General features: G+C 68.3%; 23 protein-coding genes. 17 read left to right on the forward strand and 6 right to left on the reverse strand.

Annotated features, from left to right (window positions below):
* Positions 1-175: 175 nt before the first annotated feature.
* Together zwf and edd are read right to left on the reverse strand one after the other, a co-directional pair.
* Positions 176-1,696: a glucose-6-phosphate dehydrogenase gene (gene zwf / locus VH569_RS28830; RefSeq protein ID WP_423319952.1), complete on the reverse strand. Its 1,521-nt coding sequence runs from the start codon at positions 1,694-1,696 to the stop codon at positions 176-178.
* Positions 1,697-1,834: 138 nt separating this feature from the next.
* A complete protein-coding gene (edd, locus tag VH569_RS28835; RefSeq protein WP_423320088.1) occupies positions 1,835-3,655 on the reverse strand; it encodes a phosphogluconate dehydratase in 1,821 nt (606 codons plus the stop codon).
* Positions 3,656-3,911: 256 nt separating this feature from the next.
* Between edd and VH569_RS28840 the strand changes: the two genes are divergently transcribed.
* The 9 genes from VH569_RS28840 to pqqE all read left to right on the forward strand — a co-directional run bounded on the left by VH569_RS28840 (position 3,912) and on the right by pqqE (position 10,475).
* Positions 3,912-4,829: an SIS domain-containing protein gene (locus tag VH569_RS28840; protein ID WP_423319954.1), complete on the forward strand. Its 918-nt coding sequence runs from the start codon at positions 3,912-3,914 to the stop codon at positions 4,827-4,829.
* A 266-nt stretch (positions 4,830-5,095) separates the two neighbouring features.
* Positions 5,096-5,557 (forward strand): cytochrome c-550 PedF, encoded by a 462-nt coding sequence (gene pedF, locus VH569_RS28845; protein WP_423319956.1) that lies wholly within the window; start codon positions 5,096-5,098, stop codon positions 5,555-5,557.
* Between the two features lie 172 nt (positions 5,558-5,729).
* A complete protein-coding gene (locus VH569_RS28850; protein ID WP_423319958.1) occupies positions 5,730-6,380 on the forward strand; it encodes a response regulator in 651 nt (216 codons plus the stop codon).
* Positions 6,381-6,502: 122 nt separating this feature from the next.
* Positions 6,503-6,991 carry a rhodanese-like domain-containing protein gene (locus VH569_RS28855; protein WP_423320090.1) on the forward strand — a complete coding sequence of 163 codons (489 nt, stop codon included), beginning with the start codon at positions 6,503-6,505 and terminating at the stop codon, positions 6,989-6,991.
* Positions 6,992-7,127: 136 nt separating this feature from the next.
* Positions 7,128-7,208 carry a pyrroloquinoline quinone precursor peptide PqqA gene (gene pqqA / locus VH569_RS28860; RefSeq protein ID WP_014249839.1) on the forward strand — a complete coding sequence of 27 codons (81 nt, stop codon included), beginning with the start codon at positions 7,128-7,130 and terminating at the stop codon, positions 7,206-7,208.
* Between the two features lie 112 nt (positions 7,209-7,320).
* Positions 7,321-8,253 carry a pyrroloquinoline quinone biosynthesis protein PqqB gene (gene pqqB, locus VH569_RS28865; RefSeq protein ID WP_423319960.1) on the forward strand — a complete coding sequence of 311 codons (933 nt, stop codon included), beginning with the start codon at positions 7,321-7,323 and terminating at the stop codon, positions 8,251-8,253.
* Positions 8,250-9,026: a pyrroloquinoline-quinone synthase PqqC gene (pqqC, locus tag VH569_RS28870; protein WP_209798530.1), complete on the forward strand. Its 777-nt coding sequence runs from the start codon at positions 8,250-8,252 to the stop codon at positions 9,024-9,026. The genes pqqB and pqqC overlap by 4 nt, the downstream gene beginning before the upstream one ends.
* On the forward strand, positions 9,023-9,319 hold the full coding sequence (gene pqqD, locus VH569_RS28875; protein ID WP_423319962.1) for a pyrroloquinoline quinone biosynthesis peptide chaperone PqqD: 297 nt from the start codon (positions 9,023-9,025) through the stop codon (positions 9,317-9,319). The genes pqqC and pqqD overlap by 4 nt, the downstream gene beginning before the upstream one ends.
* 37 nt (positions 9,320-9,356) lie before the next feature.
* Complete coding sequence (pqqE, locus tag VH569_RS28880; protein ID WP_423319964.1) at positions 9,357-10,475, forward strand: pyrroloquinoline quinone biosynthesis protein PqqE; 1,119 nt, start codon at positions 9,357-9,359, stop codon at positions 10,473-10,475.
* Between the two features lie 59 nt (positions 10,476-10,534).
* Here pqqE and VH569_RS28885 read toward each other — a convergent pair whose 3' ends face one another.
* On the reverse strand, positions 10,535-10,711 hold the full coding sequence (locus VH569_RS28885) for a hypothetical protein (RefSeq protein ID WP_174473776.1): 177 nt from the start codon (positions 10,709-10,711) through the stop codon (positions 10,535-10,537).
* Positions 10,712-10,888: 177 nt separating this feature from the next.
* Between VH569_RS28885 and osmF the strand changes: the two genes are divergently transcribed.
* The 5 genes from osmF (at position 10,889) to VH569_RS28910 (ending at position 15,371) form a co-directional block, all read left to right on the forward strand.
* Positions 10,889-11,821 carry a glycine betaine ABC transporter substrate-binding protein OsmF gene (gene osmF, locus VH569_RS28890; protein ID WP_423319966.1) on the forward strand — a complete coding sequence of 311 codons (933 nt, stop codon included), beginning with the start codon at positions 10,889-10,891 and terminating at the stop codon, positions 11,819-11,821.
* Between the two features lie 9 nt (positions 11,822-11,830).
* Positions 11,831-13,015 (forward strand): ABC transporter permease, encoded by a 1,185-nt coding sequence (locus VH569_RS28895; RefSeq protein ID WP_423319967.1) that lies wholly within the window; start codon positions 11,831-11,833, stop codon positions 13,013-13,015.
* Positions 13,012-13,971 carry an ABC transporter ATP-binding protein gene (locus VH569_RS28900; RefSeq protein WP_423319969.1) on the forward strand — a complete coding sequence of 320 codons (960 nt, stop codon included), beginning with the start codon at positions 13,012-13,014 and terminating at the stop codon, positions 13,969-13,971. Before VH569_RS28895 ends, VH569_RS28900 begins: the two co-directional genes overlap by 4 nt.
* Positions 13,968-14,726, forward strand: a complete 759-nt coding sequence (locus VH569_RS28905) for an ABC transporter permease (RefSeq protein WP_423319970.1) — start codon at positions 13,968-13,970, stop codon at positions 14,724-14,726. Before VH569_RS28900 ends, VH569_RS28905 begins: the two co-directional genes overlap by 4 nt.
* A 93-nt stretch (positions 14,727-14,819) precedes the next feature.
* A complete protein-coding gene (locus VH569_RS28910; protein WP_423319971.1) occupies positions 14,820-15,371 on the forward strand; it encodes a hypothetical protein in 552 nt (183 codons plus the stop codon).
* 19 nt (positions 15,372-15,390) lie between these two features.
* On the opposite strand, the gene VH569_RS28915 is transcribed toward VH569_RS28910, so the two are convergent.
* From VH569_RS28915 to VH569_RS28925, 3 genes are read right to left on the reverse strand one after another with little or no spacing between them, the layout of a single operon-like run.
* The gene (locus VH569_RS28915; protein WP_423319972.1) at positions 15,391-15,981 is read right to left on the reverse strand and encodes a PqiC family protein; all 591 of its coding nucleotides are present in this window, start codon (positions 15,979-15,981) and stop codon (positions 15,391-15,393) included.
* Positions 15,982-16,010: 29 nt separating this feature from the next.
* Positions 16,011-17,714: an intermembrane transport protein PqiB gene (locus VH569_RS28920; RefSeq protein ID WP_423319973.1), complete on the reverse strand. Its 1,704-nt coding sequence runs from the start codon at positions 17,712-17,714 to the stop codon at positions 16,011-16,013.
* A complete protein-coding gene (locus tag VH569_RS28925; protein ID WP_423319975.1) occupies positions 17,707-19,032 on the reverse strand; it encodes a paraquat-inducible protein A in 1,326 nt (441 codons plus the stop codon). The genes VH569_RS28920 and VH569_RS28925 overlap by 8 nt, the downstream gene beginning before the upstream one ends.
* 277 nt (positions 19,033-19,309) lie before the next feature.
* On the opposite strand from VH569_RS28925, the gene VH569_RS28930 reads away from it, so the two are divergent.
* The 3 genes from VH569_RS28930 to VH569_RS28940 all read left to right on the forward strand — a co-directional run bounded on the left by VH569_RS28930 (position 19,310) and on the right by VH569_RS28940 (position 21,714).
* Positions 19,310-20,098 (forward strand): GntR family transcriptional regulator, encoded by a 789-nt coding sequence (locus VH569_RS28930; RefSeq protein WP_423319976.1) that lies wholly within the window; start codon positions 19,310-19,312, stop codon positions 20,096-20,098.
* Positions 20,099-20,163: 65 nt separating this feature from the next.
* Positions 20,164-20,994: a transporter substrate-binding domain-containing protein gene (locus tag VH569_RS28935; protein WP_423319977.1), complete on the forward strand. Its 831-nt coding sequence runs from the start codon at positions 20,164-20,166 to the stop codon at positions 20,992-20,994.
* A 72-nt stretch (positions 20,995-21,066) separates the two neighbouring features.
* Positions 21,067-21,714 (forward strand): amino acid ABC transporter permease, encoded by a 648-nt coding sequence (locus tag VH569_RS28940; protein ID WP_109048685.1) that lies wholly within the window; start codon positions 21,067-21,069, stop codon positions 21,712-21,714.
* The last annotated feature ends 2 nt before the right edge of the window (positions 21,715-21,716 follow it).

A 21,716-nucleotide genomic window follows, 5' to 3' on the forward strand; every position in this document is an offset into this window, starting at 1 on the left:
GGGCTTCCCTTCTGCGTGTCGGTCGCTGCCGTGTCGGCGGCGCCGGCGTCGTTCGCGTCGGGAGGCGTCTTATATGCGGCCCAACCCGGACCACGCAAGAACTTTCTGCACTCCCATGACGATTTTTTGACCGGAGGCTCGAGAGGGGCGCCGCATCGCGCGGCGCCCCTGCCCGTCAGAAGGCGGCCGACGGGATTTCGTCGTCGTGCCAAGTGCGACCGTCGCGCTCGATCAAAGCGATGGACTGCGAAGGCCCCCAGGTGCCGGCGATATAGGGCTTCGGCATCTCGTGCCGGGACATCCAGCCGTCGATGATCGGCTCCGCCCACTGCCAAGCCGCCTCGACCTCGTCGCGGCGCATGAACAGGGTGGAGTTGCCGCGCACCACATCCATCAGCAGACGCTCGTAGGCATCCGGGAACCGGCCGCCGAAGGTCTGGGCGAAGCTGAGATTCAGCGCCGCCGGCCGCAGACGCATGCCGCCCGGCCCCGGCTCCTTGGTCATCAGGTGCAAGCGGATGCTCTCGTCGGGCTGGAGCCGGACGATCAGGCGGTTGGCCTGTAGCTCTCCTGCCCCTTGCGGGAAGATCGAATGACGGATCGGCCGGAACTGAATGACGATCTCCGACATTTTGGCCGGCAGGCGCTTGCCGCTGCGCAGATAGAAGGGCACGCCGGCCCAGCGCCAATTATCGATCTCCAGCTTCAGCGCAACGAAGGTCTCGGTGCCGCTGCCCGGCGGAATGCCGGGTTCGTCGAGATAGCCGGGCACAGCACCACCTGCCACCGCACCGGCGCGATACTGACCGCGCACGGTGCAGCCACCGACCTCGTCCGCCCCGATGGCCTTGAGCGAGCGCAGGACCTTCAACTTCTCGTCGCGCACCGATTCCTGGGCGAGCGAGATCGGGCATTCCATGCCGACCAGACAGACGAGTTGCAGCAGGTGGTTCTGGACCATGTCGCGCAAGGCGCCGGACTGGTCATAATAGCCGCCACGCTCCTCCACCCCGACCGTTTCGGCGACGGTGATCTGCACATGATCGATGTGGTCGGCATTCCACAGCGGCTCGAACAGGGAGTTGCCGAAGCGCAGAGCCAACAGGTTCTGCACCGTCTCCTTACCGAGATAATGGTCGATGCGGTAAATCTGCTGTTCGGTGAAGACGGCGCCGACGCGGTCGTTGATCTCCTGCGCCGAGGCGAGGTCGCGGCCGATGGGCTTTTCCAGAACAACGCGAGACTCCGGAGTGGCGAGGCCGAAGGCGCGCAGCTGATCGCTGACCGGACCGAACAGGCTGGGAGAGGTGGCGAGATAAAAGATGCGCACGGCATCGTTGCTGCGCGACGGCGGGTTGTTCAGCCGCTCCGCCAACTCGTCCCAACCATTGTCCGAGGTGGCATCGACCGGGACATAGTCCAGCCGCTCCAGGAAGCGGGCGACCAGGGCGGTATCGCGCTCGTCGGCCGGCACATGCTCGCGGATCGCCTCCTCCGCCTTGGCGCGGTAGTCGGACGGAGCCAGCGGGCTGCGCGAGACGCCGATGATGCGGCTGCCCTCGGCCACCTGCCCCGCCTTGTCGCGCAGGTAGAGCGCCGGCAAGAGCTTGCGCAGGGCCAGATCGCCGGTGCCGCCGAACACCGTATAGTCGAAGGGAGGCAGTGCGGGGGCTGCACCGGTGGAGCGGGAGTGCATCTTCGGACCTCTCGACGTCGATGGCACGGTGCCTTTGGTCTGCCCGTGCGTCATGGTGCCACAGGGATGGGCCAGTCACAATGCGGGGCCGGCACGGCCCGATGCCAGCCCACGGTTCCAGGATTCTGTCCTGCGGGATCACCCCAGCAGGTTGAGGACGGAAGCACCGCTCTCCGCCGGGCCGGCATTGTTGCGGAACAGGGAAAACAGCTCCCGCCCGCAGCCATGGGAGGCATCCTCGCTCGGCGGCGGGGGAGCGCCACGGCTTTCCCACTCAGCGTCATCGACCAGGGCGTTCAGCGTTCCGGCCTCCGCATCCAGCCGCAGGATGTCGCCATCGCGCACACGGCCGAGCGGACCGCCGCCCTTCACCTCCGGCGTGACGTGGATGGCGGCCGGCACCTTGCCCGACGCGCCGGACATCCGGCCGTCGGTCACCAGCGCGACCTTGAAGCCCTTGTCCTGCAACACGCCCAGCGGCGGTGTCAGCTTGTGCAGTTCCGGCATGCCGTTGGCGCCGGGCCCCTGGTAGCGGACGACGACGATCACATCGCGGTCGAGTTCGCCGGCGCGGAAGGCGGTCTGGACCGACTCCTGGCTGTCGAAGACGCGGGCCGGGGCCTCGACCAGGCGATGCTCCGGCTTGACCGCCGAGATCTTGATGACGCCGCGGCCGAGATTGCCGGTCAGCACGCGCAACCCCCCTTCGGCGGCGAAGGGCGCCGCGGTGGTGGCGACGACCGACGGGTCGCCGCTCTGGTCGGTGGCGGCACGGGTCCAGGCCAGGGCGCCGCCCTCGTCCAGTTCCGGCATGCTGCGGTACGGCTCCAGGCCGCCGTCGCCATGAATGGTGGAAATGTCGGTGTGGAGCAGACCGGCGTCGATCAGCTGACCGATGACGAAGGGCATGCCGCCGGCCTGATGGAAACGGTTCACGTCGGCGCTGCCGTTGGGATAGACGCGGGCCAGCAGCGGGACGACCGCCGACAGCTCCGAGAAATCCTCCCAGTTCAGTTCGATGCCGGCGGCGGCGGCGATGGCCGGGATATGCAGGGTGTGGTTTGTCGAACCGCCGGTGGCCAGCAGTCCGACGATGCCGTTGACCAGCGCGCGTTCATCGACGATGCGGCCGATGGGAGTGCCGGCGCCGGGGGCGGTCATCGCCACCACCCGGCGGGCGGCGGCATCGGTCAGCGCGTCGCGCAGCGGCGTGTTGGGATTGACGAAGCTGGCGCCCGGCAAATGCAGGCCCATGATCTCCATCAGCATCTGGTTGGTGTTGGCGGTGCCGTAGAATGTGCAAGTGCCGGGGGCATGGTAGGACTTGGACTCGGCCTCCAGCAACTCCTCGCGACCGACCTTGCCCTGGGCATAGAGCTGGCGCGCCTTGGCCTTGTCGGCATTCGACAGGCCCGACGGCATCGGACCGGCGGGGACGAAGATCGTCGGCAGATGGCCGAAGGCGAGCGATCCGATCACCAGGCCGGGAACGATCTTGTCGCAGATGCCCAGGCACAGGACACCGTCGAAGGTCGCGTGGGAGAGTGCGACGCCGGTCGCCAGCGCGATCACGTCGCGGCTGAACAGCGACAGCTCCATGCCCTCGTAACCCTGGGTGACGCCGTCGCACATGGCGGGCACGCCGCCGGCGACCTGCGCCACACCGCCGGCCGCGCGCACCGACTCGCGGATCATCGCGGGATAGCGCTCGTAGGGCTGATGAGCGGAGAGCATGTCGTTGTAGGCGGTGACGATGCCGATCGACGGCTGTGTCTCGCCGCGCAGCGCCGCCTTGTCGTTCGCACCGCAGGCCGCAAAGGCGTGGGCGAGGTTGGCGCAGCCCAGGCGTTGGCGATGCGGCTTTCCGCCGGCGTTTTCCAGCCGCGCCAGATAGGCGGCACGGCGGTCGCGGCTGCGCTCGGCGATACGCTCCGTGACGCGGGCGACGACAGAATTCAGGGGGGCGGGCTTGCTCATGATCGCGTCTCGACCGTTTGTGGGAGGCGATGATTTCCGGAACGGACCATACGCCTGGGAGGACGGGCTGTGAAGAAAAATTTTTTCATAAATGGGATGGCTCGGTTGGATTTCTCGCCATCCACGGCAAAATTCTTCATAATGATGGCAGCGCCGCTCCGGACACTGAGGCTTTCGCGATGCTCCAGCGGCCGGCGCCCTGCGGAATCGGCCCTTTCCAGGGAAGTAACCTTACGCCATGACATCCCCGGTCAACAGCACAGCCGCCTCCCCTACACCATTGGATATACTGGATGAGATCCGCCGGTTGCGAGGCGAGCTGAAACGGTCGGAAGGACGGATCGCCGATCTGGTGCTGGCCGATCCGCGGCGGGTGCTCGACCTGAACGTCACGTCGCTGGCACAGGCGGCGGAGGTCAGCGAGGCGACGGTGGTGCGTTTCTGCCGCAGCGTCGGCTGCGCCGGCTTCCCGGACTTCAAGCTGCGGCTTGCCGAATCCCAGGCACGGGACGCGTTGCGCGACGAGGTGCGCGGCGGCACCCCCTATGTCAGCAAGGATGTCGCGCCGGACGACGATGTCGGAACACTGGCGCGAAAAATTTTTTCATCGAGCGCTGCGGCTCTGACCGCGGCATCGTCCACGCTGGACGACGAAGCACTGGAGCGCGCCATCGCTCTCCTGGCGGGTGCGTCGCGGGTGTTGTGCGTCGGCACCGGCGGGTCGAGCGCGCTGGCCCAGGACGCGGCGCACAAGCTGCTGCGCTTCGGCGCCGACGCCCAGCCCTGCGCCGACCCGGTGCTGGCGCGCATGCTGCTGGTCAACATGACGGCCGGCGGGGTGCTGCTGGCGCTGTCCAACACCGGGCGCAGCGGGACGATCAACGAACTGGCGGCGGCGGCGCGGTCGCAGGGCACGGCGGTGGTGGCGATCACCGCGCCGCGGTCGCCTCTGGCCGCGATGGCGAGCGTCGTCATCGCCAGCCGACCGGTGGAGGACACCGAGATGTACACGCCGATGGCCTCGCGGCTGGTGCATCTGACGCTGATCGACGTGCTGTCGACAGGGGTGGCGCTGCGGCTGGGCGATCCGGCGGTGCGGCTGCTGGCGAAGGTGAAGGCGGCGATCAATGCCGGGCGGCTGCCGCCGCTGAGCTGAACGGCAGGGTCCCGGCGGATTTCCAGAGGGGCGGATTTCCAGAGGCCTGCCCTTTGCGTCATCCGACCATAGACCAAGCCGCCGCGGCGCAATTCCGGCCTTGATGGCGGGTGTTGTACCATCGTCGAATAATTAAGCGAACGAACGATTGCTATCCTCGGCCGCAATCCGGCCCTGCAACCGTCAAGCACCTCCACGAAACGCGGAGTCTGCGGCACGGCACAAAGCGGGAGCCCAAAGACGGATGCAGGAAGAGGACGCAAGAGATGACGCAGAGCCCTGCCACGCCGCCCACCCGGTCCCGCCGGCTCGCCCCCTTTGCCCCGCTTGCCCTGGCCGGCCTGTTGACGGTGGCACTGTACGGCCAGGCTCTCGCCCATGGCGACGTCGTCCCGCAGCCGGTGGACACCACCGGGCTGGAGAAGCTTGGCGAGACATGGCGGGACAGCAATCCCTACCGCGGCAACCCGCGCGCCGTCGAGATCGGCGCCTCGGCCTTCAACCAGAACTGCGCGCGCTGCCATGGGCTGGGTGCGGTGTCCGGCGGCATCGCCCCCGACCTGCGCTATCTGGAGAAGGGCGATGCCGGCGACGAGTGGTTCAAGGAGCGCGTCACCAACGGCTCAATCCGCAACGGCGTCACCTACATGCCGAAGTTCGGTGACGCCCTGGGGCAGGAGGCGCTGTGGTCGATCCGCTCCTGGCTGGAAACCGTGCACGAGGAGTGACGGCACGCTCCAACCGAAGGGGAGTACATCCGATGGCGGTGCGACATGTTCGCGCACAAAACAATTTGGGTCGTTCGCGTTGTTGCACCCGTCCATTTCGCTCTGACACAATGGAGGCGGGACGCTGTCCCAATCTTCATCTTTTCTGCCGCTGTGCAGGGAACCGCAGGCCATGACCCGGATCCTGATTGCCGATGACCATCCGATGGTGCGCGACGCTTTGCGCAGCGCGGTGCTCTATTCCTGCCAAGCCACCGACGTGATGGAGGCGGACCGGCTCGACAGCGTCATGCAGGCGCTGGAGGAACGGGGCGACCTCGATCTTGTGCTGCTCGACGTCAACATGCCGGGCATGAACGGCCTGGGCGGGCTGCGCACGTTGCGCCAGCGCTTTCCGGCGACCCCGGTCGTCGTCGTCTCCGCCCATGAGGAACGCCGCTGGGTGCGCGAGGCGATGGAGAGCGGGGCCGCCGGCTTCATTCCCAAATCGACCCCGCGCGACGCCATCGCCGCCGCCCTGCGCCAGATCCTGAACGGTGAGCTTTACGTTCCGCCCCAAGCCGCGGAAGAGGCGACCGCCGACGAGACCGAGGATGCCGAGACCGCGGAGATCGCGCGACGCATCTCCACCTTGACCGCGCAGCAGCTGCGGGTGCTGGAGCTTCTGGGCACCGGCAAGCTGAACAAGGAGATCGCCTTCGACCTCAGCATCACCGAGACGACGGTGAAGGCCCATGTCTCGGCGATCCTGCAAAAGCTGAAGGTCTACAGCCGCACCCAGGCGGTGGTGATTGCCAACCGTGTGCTGGCCGACCGGCGGTGAGGGTCTGTACGCACTTACCCCCACCCCTCCCGGCGAGGGAGGTCGGGTGGGGTTCCAAACTCCCAGCAGTTGCCGCTGTTCTTCTAACCCTCGCTCTCACCACCCCCGCCCTTGCCGCCGGCATTCCGCAGCCGGACGGTTACCGCCTGTCCGACTACCGCTCCCCCACGCCGGACGGAGTCGTCGGGGCGGAGACGGTCGATACCCCCGCGGTGCAGGCGCTGCTGTCGCCAGGCCGTCTTATTCCAATCTTCGTCCAGCGCCTGGAGCGCAGCACGCTGCCCGGCGGCCCCTGGCTGCAATCGAAGCCCTACCGGCAAATTCCCGGCAGCGTCTGGCTGCCCAATGTGGGGGTGGGCGCCCCCGATCCGGCGACGCTGGCATGGTTCGAGTCCCAGCTGGACCGGCTGACCGGCGGCGACCGCACCCGCGATCTTTTGTTCTACTGCCTGTCCGATTGCTGGCTGTCATGGAACGCGGCCAAGCGGGCGGTGTTGCTTGGCTATGCCCGTGTCCATTGGTACCCGACAGGCATCGACGGCTGGATGGAAGCCGGTCTGCCGACGGAGGAGGCGCATCCGCTTCCCCCTCCTGCTGCTCCCACTCCCTGATATCGGGGGCGGATCGGCACCGAAGGAGGTGGCGGATTACACCATGGTAGCATGGCGGCCCTCCGCCCCGGACCGCTACTCTTCATCTTGCCAACCATCCTGGTAAGCAACAGTCAGCAAGCAGGAGTATCACGCGATGAAGACCTGGCGCAAACCGAAGACCACCGAAATCGCCGTCGGCACCGAGATCAACGCCTACGCCTGCGCCGGCCTGTAAGCCGGACGAACCGGGGCCGGGGAAGCACGGCGTGACAGCTCTTCCCCGGACCTGCCTTCCATGGGTCCTTTTTCTCAAAGACCGCGCTTAAGTCGCGCTCAAGACGGTGGCCATGAAGATTCTCGTACTCGGTTCGGCAGCCGGCGGGGGCTTCCCGCAATGGAACTGCGCCTGCGAGGGTTGCCGCCGTGCCCGTTCCGGCGATCCGGCGGCCAAGCCCCGCACCCAATCGTCGCTGGCGGTGACCGCCGACGGCGAACGCTGGCTGCTGCTGAACGTCTCGCCCGACCTCGGCGCGCAACTGCTCGCCAACCCGCAGCTTCATCCCCGGAATGGCCTGCGCGGAAATCCGATCGGCGCGGCGCTGCTGACCAATGCCGACATCGACCATGTCGCCGGCCTGCTGACCCTTCGCGAATCCCATCCCTTCGCCGTCTATGCCACACCGCGCGTCCATGGCGTGCTGGCCGGCAACAGCGTGTTCAACGTGCTGAATCCCGAACTGGTCGCGCGCCGCCCGATGGCGCTGGGCGCGCCCTTCCAGCCAGCCGGGGCCGACGGTCGGCCGCTGGGGCTGGAGGTCGAGGCATTCGCGGTGCCGGGCAAGGTGGCGCTCTATCTGGAGGACGCGTCGGCCGGACCCGGCTTCGGCTCCGTCGCCGAGGACACGGTGGCGCTGCGCATCCGCCCCAGCGACGGGTCCAGCGACGGTTTCTTCTATATCCCCGGCTGTGCCGGCATGCCGGGCTGGCTGGCCGACCGGCTGCATGGGGCGCCGCTCGTGCTGTTCGACGGCACCACCTGGACCGACGACGAGATGATCCGCAGCGGCACCGGGGTGAAGACGGCGGCACGCATGGGCCACATGCCGATGTCGGGACCGGCCGGCAGCATGGCCGCCTTCACGCCGCTGAGCGTCGCCCGCAAATTCTACATCCACATCAACAACACGAACCCCGCCCTGCTGGAGGATTCGCCCGAACGGGCGGAGGCCGAGGCGGCCGGCTGGCGCATCGCCCATGACGGGCTGGAGCTGACCCTATGACTGAGCTGATGTCCCGCGAGGAGTTCCGCGCCGCGCTCTATGCCATCGGCGAGCGGCAGTATCACGACCTCCACCCGTTCCATCAGCTGCTGCATGGCGGCAAGCTGCAAAAGGGGCAGATCCAGGCCTGGGCGCTGAACCGCTTCTATTATCAGGTGTCGATCCCGCGCAAGGATCTGACCATCATGTCGCGCATGGACGATCCGGCGCTGCGCCGCGCCTGGTTGCAGCGCGTGCTGGACCATGACGGGCTGACCCAGACCGGTGAACTGGACGAGACCAAGGTCGGCGGCATCGAGCGCTGGTTGCGGCTGACCGACGGGCTGGGGCTGGATCGCGACTATGTGAAGTCGCTGGAGGGTCTCCTGCCCGCCACCCGCTTCGCCGTGGATGCCTATGTCAACTTCGTGCGCGACCATTCGCTGCTGGAGGCGGTGGCATCCTCGCTGACCGAGCTGTTCGCACCGTCGATCCACCGCGAACGCATCGCCGGGTTCGAGCGCAACTACGCCTTCGCCAACGACAGCACGCTGTCCTACTTCCGCAAGCGGCTAGACGAGGCGCCGCGCGACGTGGAGTTCGGGCTGGATTATGTGCTGACCAATGCCCATACAGCGGAACAGCAGCAGCAATGCCTGCGTGCGCTGCGCTTCAAGACCGAGCTGCTGTGGGCGCAGCTGGATGCCCTGCACCATGCCTATGTCACCCCCAACCTGATCCCGCCCGGCGCCTTCGTGCCGGTGGACATGGAACCGACACGGTACAGCCGGTGAACGCCGTCGCTCCCCACATTGCCGAGACCGACCGGTTGAGGCTGGCCCCCGGCGTCATGCTGCGCAACGACCGCCGCCGCGGCCAGTGGATGCTGATGGGGCCGGAGCGGCTTCTGGTGCTGGACGAGATGGCGCTGGCGGTGGTGCGCGCCTGTGTCGGTGCGGAGATCGCCGATGTGGCCGCCGGCATCGACCGGCTGACCGTGGAATACGACGCGCCACGCGCGGAGGTCGCCGCCGACGTGCTGGAGATGCTGACCGACCTGCGCAACAAGGGTTATGTCGTCACATGAGATGCCCCGGGAGGTGTGTCTCCAGGAGGTGTGTTCAATGAGCTGCGCCCTGCCCGCCTTCGCGGCATCCCCGGCCGCCGAACCGGCCCCGCCCTTCGCCGTGCTGATGGAGCTGACGCACCGCTGCCCGCTGCGCTGTCCCTATTGCTCCAACCCGGTGGCGCTCGAGTCCGCCAGCGCGGAGCTGGACACCGCCACCTGGAAGCGCGTGCTTGACGAGGCGGCGGACGCCGGTGCGCTCCAGGTGCATTTCTCCGGCGGAGAGCCCTGCGTCCGCAAGGATCTGGAGGAGCTGGTCGCCCACGCGACGGAGATCGGGCTCTACAGCAACCTCATCACCTCCGCCGTGCTGCTCGATCAGTCCCGGTTGGAGCGGTTGCAGCGCGCCGGGCTTCAGCATGTGCAGATCAGCCTTCAGGATGCCGAAGCCGTTGGCGCCGACCGCGTCGGCGGCTTCAAGGGCGGCCATGCGAAGAAGCTGGAGGTGGCACGGGCGGTGGTCCGGCAGGGTATGGCGCTGACCATCAACGCGGTTCTGCACCGCCACAACATCGACCGGGTGAACGACGTCATCGATCTGGCGATGGATCTTGGCGCCGGGCGGATCGAAATCGCCAACGTGCAGTATTATGGCTGGGCGCTTGCCAACCGCGCGGCCCTGATGCCGTCGCGTGAGCAGTTGCTGGCGATGGATGCCGCAGTGCGCGGCCGGCTGCCCGAACTGGCCGGGCGGATCGTCGTCGATTACGTCGTGCCGGATTATTACGCCCGCCGGCCGAAGAGCTGCATGGGCGGCTGGGCGCGCCGTTTCATGAACGTCACCCCGCGCGGCCGGGTTCTGCCCTGCCATGCCGCGGAGACGATTCCGGGGATGACGTTCGAGACGGTGCACGACCGCAGCCTGTCCGACATCTGGCGCGATGGCCCGGCCTTCGCTCGCTACCGCGGCACCGACTGGATGCCGGAGCCCTGTCAGTCCTGCGACCACAAGGAGGAGGATTGGGGCGGCTGCCGCTGTCAGGCCCTGGCGCTGGCGGGCAGCGCCGATGCGACCGACCCGGTCTGCGAACTGTCGCCGGCCCATGCGGAGGTCGCCGTTCTGCGCGACCGCGACGCCGCGGCACTGGGGACGGAGTGGACCTATCGCGGACTGTAGAAGAGTTTGGCGTCAGGGGGAGTATCGGCCTCGACCCTCCCCCTACTTGACCGCCCTCGTCACTTGTCGTGCCCCGATCCGCCCTTCTTGCCGCCGCCATCCTGCTTGTTGACGGTCGCCCAGGCCCGGCTTTCCGCCTCATCTTTGGACACGCCGCGCTTCTCGTAACTTTCTTCGATATGCTCGGCCTTGCGCTTCTGCTTGTCGGTGTATTTGTCCTTGTCGCCCTGGGACATCGGATCCTCCTGTTGGGCTGTGGGATGTTTCCCGCTCAACAGTGTCGCCGGATGGGAAGTTCCTCAGGGAAATAGGCGAAAACTCATATCCGGGACAGGACAGACGGAAAGCGCGGCTTGCCGTAAGCGCAGCCGTCACCCATCCTTTTCCCAATGCTTTCAGGGGGAGGTTCCGGGGTGTTCACGATCTTCAACAAGAGCCGCGCCTATATGGGTGCGGCAATCCTGGCGGTCGGTCTCGTCGCCGGCACGGCACAGGCGGCGGATGCGGTCCGCGTCGGCTCGAAGCTGGATGCCGAAAGCGGGCTGCTCGGCACCATGATCCTGCAGGTCTTGCAGGCGGGCGGCATCCCGACGGAAAATAAGATCCAGCTGGGCCCGACCAAGATCGTGCGCGGCGCCCTGCTGTCCGGCGAGATCGACATCTATCCCGAATACACCGGCAACGGCGCCTTCTTCTTCAATGTCGACAGCGATCCGGTCTGGAAGAATGCCGGCGCCGGCTATGACAAGGTCCGGCAGCTCGACCAGGAGAAAAACAGCATCGTCTGGCTGAAGCCGGCCCCGGCCAACAACACCTGGGCGCTGGCCGTGCGGCGCGATGTGGCCGACGCCAACAAGCTGAAGACCATGGAGGATTTCGCCAAATGGGTCGGCGGCGGCGGCAAGGCCAAGGTCGCCGCGTCGGCGGAGTTCGTGGAGAGCCCGGCCGCCCTGCCGTCCTTCCAGCAGACCTACGGCTTCGCGCTCAAGCCCGACCAGATGCTGATCCTGGCCGGCGGCGACACCGCGGCCACCATCCGTGCGGCGGCCGAACAGACATCGGGCGTCAACACCGCCATGGTCTACGGCACCGACGGCGCCATCGCGGCGCTCGACCTCGTCGTGCTGGCCGACACCAAGGGCGCGCAGATGGTGTATGAGCCGGCACCGACCGTCCGCGCCGCCGTGCTGACCGCCAACCCGAAGATCGCCGACCTGCTGAACCCGGTCTTCGCCAGCCTCGATGCCGAGACCCTGCGCGGGCTGAACGCCAAGATTTCGGTGGACGGCCGGGACCAGAAGCAGGTCGCCACCGACTATCTGAAGTCCAAGGGCTTCCTGAAGTAAGCCGGCGACGTGACCAGCCGACTTCTCCTGCACAACCGCGTCGCCCTGCTGATGGCGCTGGCCGCGGCGGTCGCCGCCATGGCCTTGCCCTTTCTCGGCTTCGCACCCAACCGCCTGCTGTCGGGACGGCCGGTGTCGCTGTGGGCGGCGGTGCAGGGGCTGGATGGGGCCGCGGCCCTGCTGCCGGGGTTGGTGCTACTGGCGACGCCGTTCCTGCGGCCCACCCGTGCCGGGCTTGGCTTGACCGTCGCAGCGAGTGGACTGTTCACCGCCGGGCTGGTCTGGCTGGCGGGCGCACAGGCGGCAGCACTGGCCCAGGGAGCGTCCGCAACGGCGCGGACTTCCTTCGCCTCCGGCTTCTGGGTGATGGCGGCGGCGGGTCTGCTGACCGCCATCGACGCGGCGCGCCGGCTGGAGCTGGGCGCCATCGGCCGTATGGCGGTCGGCGGCGCGGTCGCCGCGCTGGTGGCGCTGCAACTGGCGTCCGGCCATCTCGACGCGCTGTCGATCCTCAAGGAATACGCCAACCGGCGCGAGATCTTCGCCGACGCCGTGCTGCGCCATGCCACGCTGGTGGCGGCGGCGCTGATCCCGACCCTGCTGATCGGCATCCCTCTCGGCGTCGCGGCCCACCGGGTTCAGGCGGTTGGACGGGCGGTCTTCCCGGTGCTGAACGTGGTGCAGACCGTGCCGTCCATCGCCCTGTTCGGCCTGCTGATGGCACCGCTGGCGGCGCTGGGCGCGATGCTGCCGGGGTCGGGGATCAGCGGGGTCGGACCGCTTCCCGCGGTGATCGCGCTGACGCTCTATTCGCTGCTGCCCATAGTCCGCAACACCGCGGTCGGTCTGGACGGCGTTCCCGCCCCGGTGCGGGAGGCCGCCCGGGGCATGGGGCTGACGCCGCGCCAGATCTTCCTGCGCGTCGACCTGCCGCTGGCGCTGCCGGTCTTCCTGTCGGGACTGCGCATCACCGTGGTCCAGGCGGTCGGGCTGGCGGCGGTGGCGGCGCTGATCGGAGCGGGCGGGCTGGGTGCCATCATGTTCCAGGGGCTTTTCGCCAACGCGCTGGACCTTGTGCTGCTGGGCGCCGTTCCCGTCATTCTGCTGGCGGTGGCGGCCGACGCCCTGCTTTCCATCGGCATTGCCGCCGCCACCCACAGCATCGGCGTCCTGCCGGGAAAGAGTGCGCCATGATCGAATTCGAGCGCGTGACCAAGCGTTTCGGCTCCTGGACCGCGGTGGATGCCGTGTCCTTCACCGTGGCGGAAGGGGAATTCCGGGTGCTGATCGGGCCGTCCGGCTCCGGCAAATCGACGGTGCTGCGGATGATCAACCGTCTGATCCCCGCCGACGAGGGCACCATCCGCATCGACGGCGAGGACATCGCATCCCTGAAGCCGGAGGAACTGCGCCGGCGCATGGGCTACGTCATCCAGTCGGTCGGGCTGTTCCCGCACTGGACGGTGGAACGCAACATCGCAACGGTGCCCGGCCTGCTCGGCTGGCCCAGGGCGCGCATCCGCGACCGGGTGACGGAATTGCTGGAGTTGCTGAACCTCGACCCCCGCCGGTACCGCGGCGCCTATCCGCACCAGCTGTCCGGCGGTCAGCAGCAGCGCGTCGGTGTCGCCCGCGCCCTGGCGGCGGAACCGCGCATCCTGCTGATGGACGAACCGTTCAGCGCGCTCGACCCGATCACCCGCGCCAGCCTGCAAACGGAACTGTCGGCCATCCACCGCCGCACCGGCACCACTGTGGTCTTCGTCACCCACGACATGGACGAGGCGCTGCGGCTTGGCGACAGCATCGCGGTGATGGACCATGGCCGGCTGATCCAGTGCGCCACGCCGCTGGACATCCTGACCCGTCCGGCCAGCCCGCTGGTGCGCGATCTCGTCGGGCGCGAGGAATGGGGGCTGAAGCGGCTGGCGGTGGAGACGGTCGGTGACCGCGCCCGCCGGCAGGAGAGCGTGACCGGCGAACCGCTGACTGCGGAGACCCCGCTCCACCGCGCCCTTTCGGAGATGGTCGCCCGCGGCACCGAACGGCTGCCGGTGGTGGACGGCGACGGCCGGCCGGCCGGCGTGCTGCACCTGTCCGACCTCGTCCGCCCCGCCTCCGGCGGAGCGGTCCCCGGCGGCACCGCATGACCGGCGCCGGCATGGCCCCACGGGATTTCCTGACCGACCGGCTGATGCTGGGTCTGGTGGTGCTGGTGGCGCTGGTGCTGGGCATGCCGTCGCTGAAGCCGCTGTTCGCGACGCTGTTCCCCCGCCTGGACCGGCCGCTGTACGAGGCGGAGAGTTTCGTCAGCCTGACGCTCGACCATATGGCGCTGGTCGGCGCCTCCAGCCTCGCCGCGATCCTGCTGGGCGGCGGTGCCGGCATCGCCGTCACCCGTCCCTGGGGACGGGAATTCCGCGGCCTGCTGGAAACCGTCGCCACCATGGGCCAGACCTTCCCACCGGTGGCGGTGCTGGCGCTGGCGGTTCCGGTGATGGGCTTCGGCCCCGAACCGGCGCTGATCGCCCTGACGCTCTACGCCCTGTTGCCGGTGGTGGAGAACACGGTCGCCGGGCTGGACGGCGTTTCGGCCCCGGTGCTGGACTCGGCCCGCGGCCTGGGCATGGGGCCGGCGGAAGTGCTGTTCCGCGTCGAGCTGCCGCTGGCCGCCCCGGTGATCCTGGCGGGCATCCGCACCGCCGTCATCATCAATGTCGGTACCGCCGCCATCGCCTCCACCGTCGGCGCCAAGACCCTGGGCCTGCCGATCATCGTCGGGCTGAACGGGTCCAACCAGGCCTATGTCATCCAGGGTGCGCTGATCGTCGCCGCACTCGCCGTGGTGATCGATGCCGGGTTCGACCGGCTCGCCGGCTGGCTGACCCGCTGGTCGCAACGCTGACGTCGGACCAGAAGCGGCCACATATTGCGAATGACTTGCATTCGCAATTTTGGCGTCCTACTCTCCGCTGATCCACACCAAGCGGAGTCCGCCATGTCCAGCATGCAGTCCCATCGCCGCCCCGCCCCTCGTCGGGAGCGCTTCCAGGATCTGTGCGATGCGGAGACGCTGGTCGTCTCGGTGCTGCGGCTGTGGGCGGAGCCTCTGCGCGAACCGGAACGGCAGCATCCGCATTGGCAGGATGGAATGACCGCAGCCGGGCTGTCGAACGATGCGGCGGTGGCGTTCGACACGCTGATGCGCATCGTGCTTTCCGCCACCAACCGCCCGCTCGACCTCCACCGTCCGCCCTGCCCGGCCCTGGGCACCGACGAGGCTTTGCTGCTCGACATGTTGCGGCTGGCGCAGCAGGGACAACATGGCGAGGCCGGGGTGCTGATGAACGACTGGCTGTCGCTGACTGCCGTGCGCATGGCGATGGCGCCGCTCTGCGTCCTGGCCGGGGCCCTCGCCCGCGCCGGCCTGACGCTGCCGGACCCCGGGAAGACATCGCATATGCCGAGCCGGCCGGTCACCGGCCCCATCGACCAGTTGAGGGACAGGCCGCGCCCCACCGCCGACCGCGGCGCCACCCTGCTGCACTGAAGCGGCGCTATGCGCCAGCCTAGCGCCGCAATCCCGCGGCGATGCGATCCGCCAGCTGGCCGACCGCCTGGCTCATCGTCCGAACCTGCGCATCGGCCTCTGCACCGCCGGACGACACCTCGACGGTTTCGCGCGCCGGCGCGATCCTGCGCCCGCCGGACCCGCTGCCGGACGACAGGGTCCATTGCGCATCCAGAACCACACGCCCGGTGGCGTCGGCGTCGAAGCGCAGCACGGTGACGGCCAGCACCGGCGTCCCCTCGGCCAGCCCGCTGCCGGCCACCGGCAGCACCGTCGTCCCCGGCAACCGCGCCGCAAGGTCGCCGGCCAGGGTGGAGCGCAGGCCATCGGCCAGCGGCTCCGCCCAGCGGTCATACTCCAGCGTCTCCACCCGGTTGCCGTCGATGCGGCGGACGATCTGCGGCCGGTCGATCAGCATCGGCAGGTCGAGCGAGCCCAAGGCCAGGGTCCGGAACGTTGTCGCTGCCGGCTGCGCCGAACCGGCTGGCGGGATCACCGCCAGCGTGTAGAGCCGGCTGTCCGGCGTCGACTGGCAGGCCGCCAGCACGAAAAGCGGCAGCGCCAGCGCAGCATTCCGGAATCCGCGCATCACCTTCATCCCCTCTGCTCCCCGTCCCATTATTTCTTGCCCCGCAGCAGCGCTTCGGGGTGGCGTTCCAGATAGTCGGCCAGCACACGGAAGGACCGCGCGGCATCGTTCAGCTGCCGCATCACGCCCGGCAGGTCGGCCTGTCCGCTCCCACCGCCGAGCAGCCCGTTGGCGTTCTTCAGCGTTCCTTCCGCCGCGGTCGCCACCCCGCGCAGGCTCTTCACCAGCTGCGGCAGTTGCCGGTCGGCGTCGCGCATCAGCGCATCGGCGCTGCCCAATGCCTTGGCGAGTGCGGCCAGCGACCGCGCGAGGTCCGGCGATCCGGCGAGCCCGCCCACCGACTGCAAGGTGCCGCGCAGGTCGGCGATCAGCGCGTCCAGCGGCAGGGCGGAGATCTTCTCCATCACCACCCCGGCCGAAGCCATGATCGAATCGAGGTCGCTGGAGGCCACCGTCGGCAGTTCCGACCGCTCCGATCCCGGCGAGGGCGGCAGGCCGGGAGCGTAATCGAAGGAAACCAGCTTCTGCCCGGTGATCAGGTTGCCCGAGGCCAGCCGGGCCCGCAGACCCTTCTGCACCTGCATGGCGACCAGCTTGCGCACCGCCGCCTCGTCCATCGGCTTGCCATCGATCACGGCATAGGTCCGGGCGACGAGATCGGGTTCGAAATCGATGTCGACGGGGATGTGCAGTTCCTCCTTGGCCTCGTCATACACCAGCCGCACGGCGGCGACGTGGCCCACCGTCAGGCCGCGCATCAGCACCGGTGCACCGGCCTGAAGCCCCTGCACCGAACCGGGGAATTCCAGCCGGTAGCGCACGCGCAGCCGGTCGCGCGCCGCCGCGGCGGACGCCTGATCCTCGTAAAGCGTGAAGCTGGCCCAATCCAGCGACTGTGCCCCGGCCTCGGGATCGGGCGGGGTCTCCAGCACCACGCCGCCCAGCGCCAGCGACTTCAGCGATTCCGTCTGGAACTTGATGCCGTCGGCCCCGGCGGAGAACTGGATGCCCGACGACCGCCAGAAGCGGCTTCCCTCATGCACCAGGCCCTCATAGGGCGCACGGACGAAAATCGCCACCGACACGCTGCGGTCCTGCGGCGACAGGTTGTAGCCCATCACCTCACCCACCTGGACACCGCGGAAATAGACGGGAGAGCCCTGGGCCAGCGATCCCAGCTGCTCGGTCTTCAGGTTGAAGCTGCGGCCCGGCACGTCGGCGCGGACCACCGGCGGCTCGTCCAGCGCGTCGAACTCCCGACGGTCATCGCCGCCGCCGGGCTCCATCTCCACATAGGTGCCGGACACCACGGTGCTGAGCCCCGACACACCGCCGAGGCCGAGGCGCGGCGCCACCACCCAGAAACGGGTGCCATCCTTCAGATGACGGTCGGCGGTGCGGTCCATGCGCGCGGTGGCGATCACCTGCGACAGGTCATCGGACAGCCGCACCGATTCGATCACGCCCAGATCGACGTTCTTGTGCTTGATGCGGGTCCGCCCGGCCTCCAGCCCGTCGCCGGACTGGAAGGTGATGACGATCTGCGGCCCGCGCTCCTCGAACCAGCGCCAGCCGAGCCAGCCGGCGATCAGCGCCGCCACCAGCGGCAGCAGCCACAAGGGCGACAGCCGCCGGCGCGGCGGTGTCGCGACCTCGGGCGGGTGGCCGGCAGACGGGTGGTTGGCAGGCGAATCGGTGTCCGGCCGGTCGTTGTCTCGGGTCTCGTCAGCCATGCCGCGTCATTCCAGCCTGTTCGTTCTGCGCCGCATCGGGCGCGCCCTCTTCCGCGCGGTCCCACATCACCCGCGGGTCGAAGATGTGGCTTGCGATCATGGTCAGCACGACCACGCCGGCGAAGGCGATGGCGCCGGGATCGGCGCGGACGGAGGCGACGGCGCCGAACTGCACCAGCGCCGTGAGGATGGCGATCATGAACACGTCGATGTTGGACCAGCGCCCGATGGCGTCGATGATGCGGTACAGCCGCGTCCGGGCATGCAGCCTCGCGGCCGAACGCCGCCACGCGGCCAGGAGAAACCAGCCGAGCCCCACCAGCTTCAGCACCGGCACGGCGACGCTGGCGACGAAGACCAGTAGGGCCAGCGGCCACAGCCCGGCCTCCGCCAGTTCATGCACGCCGCTGAGGATCGTGCTGGGGGCACCCTGGCCGAAATTGACGACGGTCATCACCGGCAGCAGGTTGGCCGGGATGTAGAGCACGGCGCCGGCAGACACCAGCGCCGCGGTGCGCTCCAGGCTGTTCGGTTCGCGCGGGTGCAGGCGGCTGTGGCAGCGGGTGCAGCGGTCCGGTGCCGGCCCATGGTCGCCGCCATGGACCCGCTGGCAGACGGTGCAGGCGACCCAGCGCCTGGGCGCCGGCGCATCGCTGGGCGGCACATGGTCGATCGCCTGCCAGACCCGGCGGCTGTCGAGCGCCAGATCCATCAGCGTGCCGGCCAGCACGAAGCCGCCCAACGCCAGCCCGCCGACCAGGAACTCCGCGTTGGCGAAGCCCTTAAGCCGCGAATAGCCGACCAGCAGCCCAAGCAGGAAGACGTCCAGCATCGCCCAGGGCCGCAGCTTCTCGGCCCAGGCGAAGAGACGCGCGGTCTCCCGCACGTGGGTGGGTTGGCGACCGTCATGCAGCCGTTGCAGCACGGCGATCACCGCCATGATGCGGGCGAAGGGAGCGGCAAGCACCAGCGCGCCGACCAGCAGCGACAGCGGCCACATGCCCTGGTCGGCCAGAATCTCGACACCGGTGGTGACCAGGCTTGTGCGGTCGTTGCCCTGGATGTTCACGCCCATCAGCGGGTTGGCGGCGATGAGCATCAGCATCAGGGCGCTGGCGACCGCCATCGGCAGCGCATGGCGGACGCCGCCGCGTCCATTCCGGAACAGCACCGCGCCGCAGCGCGTGCATTCGGCCCGGCGGCCCGGCGCCGGCAGGCGGACGCGGTGCAGGCGGCCGCAGTCGGGGCAGGCGACGAGATCGTCACGACTCTCCGCCGCCGGCACCATCAACCCTTCCTTGCCCGTTCCAACCGACATGCACGCACGCGAACCTTCCAACCGACGAAACCCGCTCTCCAATTGGCTTTTATCAGCGTTGGCGCAAGCCCCTTCGAAGCGGATAGGCGGAATTCCGCCGCATTGCAACATGGCTTGTGTCACGTTCGGGAATTCGCGATTGACCGAAAGATTATGTACATACATTATCGCTGAAACGTCACATCGCGGCGCGGAGAGCGGGGTGCAGGGGTTGGCACGGCAAGGCCTGACCGGACAGAACCGCGGTAACGGACCGGCGTCTCCGCCGGAACATCCGTTGCAAGCCGGTCCGGCGCAGACCGGCCTCGCTCCGGACAGCGCCCCGAAGGACAGCACCCTCGACGGCCGCGGCCCCCTGTTCGACCAGATCAAGCGCGCCGTCGCCGGGCAGATCCTGCGCGGACGCTGGCAGGCGGGCCAGCGCCTTCCCAACGAGGCGGAACTGTCCAGCCTCTACGGCGTCTCCCGCCAGACGGTGCACAAGGCCATCGCCCTGCTGGCGCGGGAGGGCTTCCTGGTCCGCCGCCGCCGCGCCGGCACCTTCGTCGCCACCGGCCGCCGCGACCGCTTCGCCCTGCCCATCGAGGACATCGGCGACGTGGTGGCGCGGGATGGGCGTGTCTACGAATTCCGCATCCGCGACCGCAAGATTTTTCGCAACGGCGAGGGCATCCGCTGGCCCGACCTGCCCGACGGAACGCCGATCCTGACGCTGGAATGCCTGCATTTCAGCGACGGCACGCCGATCCAGCACGAACGTCGGCTGGTCAATCTCGACGTCGTGCCGGAGGTGGTTGACGAATCCTTCGATGTCGTGGCACCCAGCCGATGGCTGGTCGACCGGGTTCCCTGGTCATCGGCCGACCACACCGTGCGCGCGGTCAACGCGACGGCGGAGATGGCGGCCTTGCTGGGGGTGGAAGCCGGTGCGGCCTGCCTGTCGATCCGGCGGCAGACCATGCATCTCAGCCGGCCGGTGACGCTGGTTCATTTCCTCTCGGTCGGCGACCGCTTCAGCCTCAGCGGATCGTCGATCACCGACAGCGCGACCGAGTTGAATTTGTAAACACAAAAGGACCGGTGACAGGCGCCGGCCGCAACAGGGGTGACTTCACGATGGAGAGCAAGGCTATGGTTCGGACGATGTTCAAGACGGCGCTGCTGGGCGCCACCCTGCTGGTCGCCGGTGCCGCCGCCGGGACGGCGATGGCCGACACGCTGGCCGACGTGAAGAAGGCGGGCGTCTTCACCGTCGCCACCGAGATGCAGTTCCCGCCCTTCGATTTCCTTGAGAACAACGAATACAAGGGTGTCGACAAGGACCTGTTCGACGAGGTGGCGAAGGAGCTGGGCGTCAAGGCCAAGTACATGGACCTGCCCTGGACCAGCGTGCTGCCGGGCCTGGAAGCCAAGAAGTTCGATCTGGTCATCGCCCCGGTCACCATCACGAAGGAGCGCATGAAGCGCTACTCCTTCACCGTTCCGATTTCCGAGGCGACCGCCGCCCTGATGAAGCGCGCCGACGACAAGACCATCAACAAGCCGGAAGACATCGCCGGCAAGAAGGTCGGCGGCGGCAAGGGCACGTCGCAGCTGGCCCAGGCGAAGGAATTCGGCCAGACGCTGCCGACCCCGCCGGATGTGCGCGAATATGTCGACAGCAACCAGTCCTACGCCGATCTGGCCGCCGGCCGCGTCGACGCCTCGGTCAACTCGCTGCCGAACCTGAACTTCGCCGCCGCCCAGCGCAAGGAGACCTTCGCCGTCGTCCTGCCGCCCTTCGGCAAGCCCTCCTACTTCTCGTGGGTCGGCCGTCCCAGCGACGACGACAAGAGCCTGATCGAGGCGGTCAACGCCGCCCTGGTCAAGATCCAGAAGGACGGCCGCATGGCCGCCATCCAGAAGAAGTGGTTCGGCGTCTCGCAGGAGCTGCCGACCACCGTTCCGGAACCGCAGCTCTAAGGAACGCATGACCGTCCCTCTCCCGCCTTTCGGGCGGGAGAGGGACAGGATCGCCCGACCAAGGCCCACACGATGAAGTTCAGCGTCATCATCGACGCCTTTCCCTATCTGCTGGGAGCGGCCGTCACGACCATCTGGGTCTCTCTGCTCGGCGTGCTGCTGGGGCAGGTGATCGGCGTTGTCGTCTGCGTGGCGCGCCAGTCCGGCGGCCGGGCGGCGGACATGGCCGGCGGTGTCTATGTCAGCTTCTTCCGCGGCGTTCCGCTGCTGATCCAGCTTCTGCTGATCTACTACATGCTGCCGCTGATCGGCATCGACGTGCCGCCGCTGGTCGCCTCCATCGCCGCGCTCGGCCTCGCGTCCGGCGCCTATGTGTCGGAGATCTACCGCGGCGCGCTGAACGCCGTCCCGCACGGCCAGTCGGAGGCGGCGCTGGCGCTGGGCTTCCCCGGATCGTCGATCTGGACGCGCATCCTGCTGCCGCAGGCTTTCCGCATCTCGGTCCCCGCGCTGGTCAACGAACTGATCCTGCTGCTGAAGGCATCCTCGCTGATCTCCGTCGTCGGGGTGGCAGAGCTGACGCGGACCAGCCAGACCATTTCGGCCAGCAACTACCGTCCGCTTGAGATTTATCTGGCGGCCGGCCTCATCTATCTGGCGATCAACGGCGCGCTGGCCCTGTTCGGCACGCTGGTCGAACGCCGCCTGCAACAGGCCTGACC

The sequence above is a fragment of the Azospirillum sp. 11R-A genome (assembly GCF_049472615.1).
Classification (GTDB): domain Bacteria; phylum Pseudomonadota; class Alphaproteobacteria; order Azospirillales; family Azospirillaceae; genus Azospirillum; species Azospirillum palustre.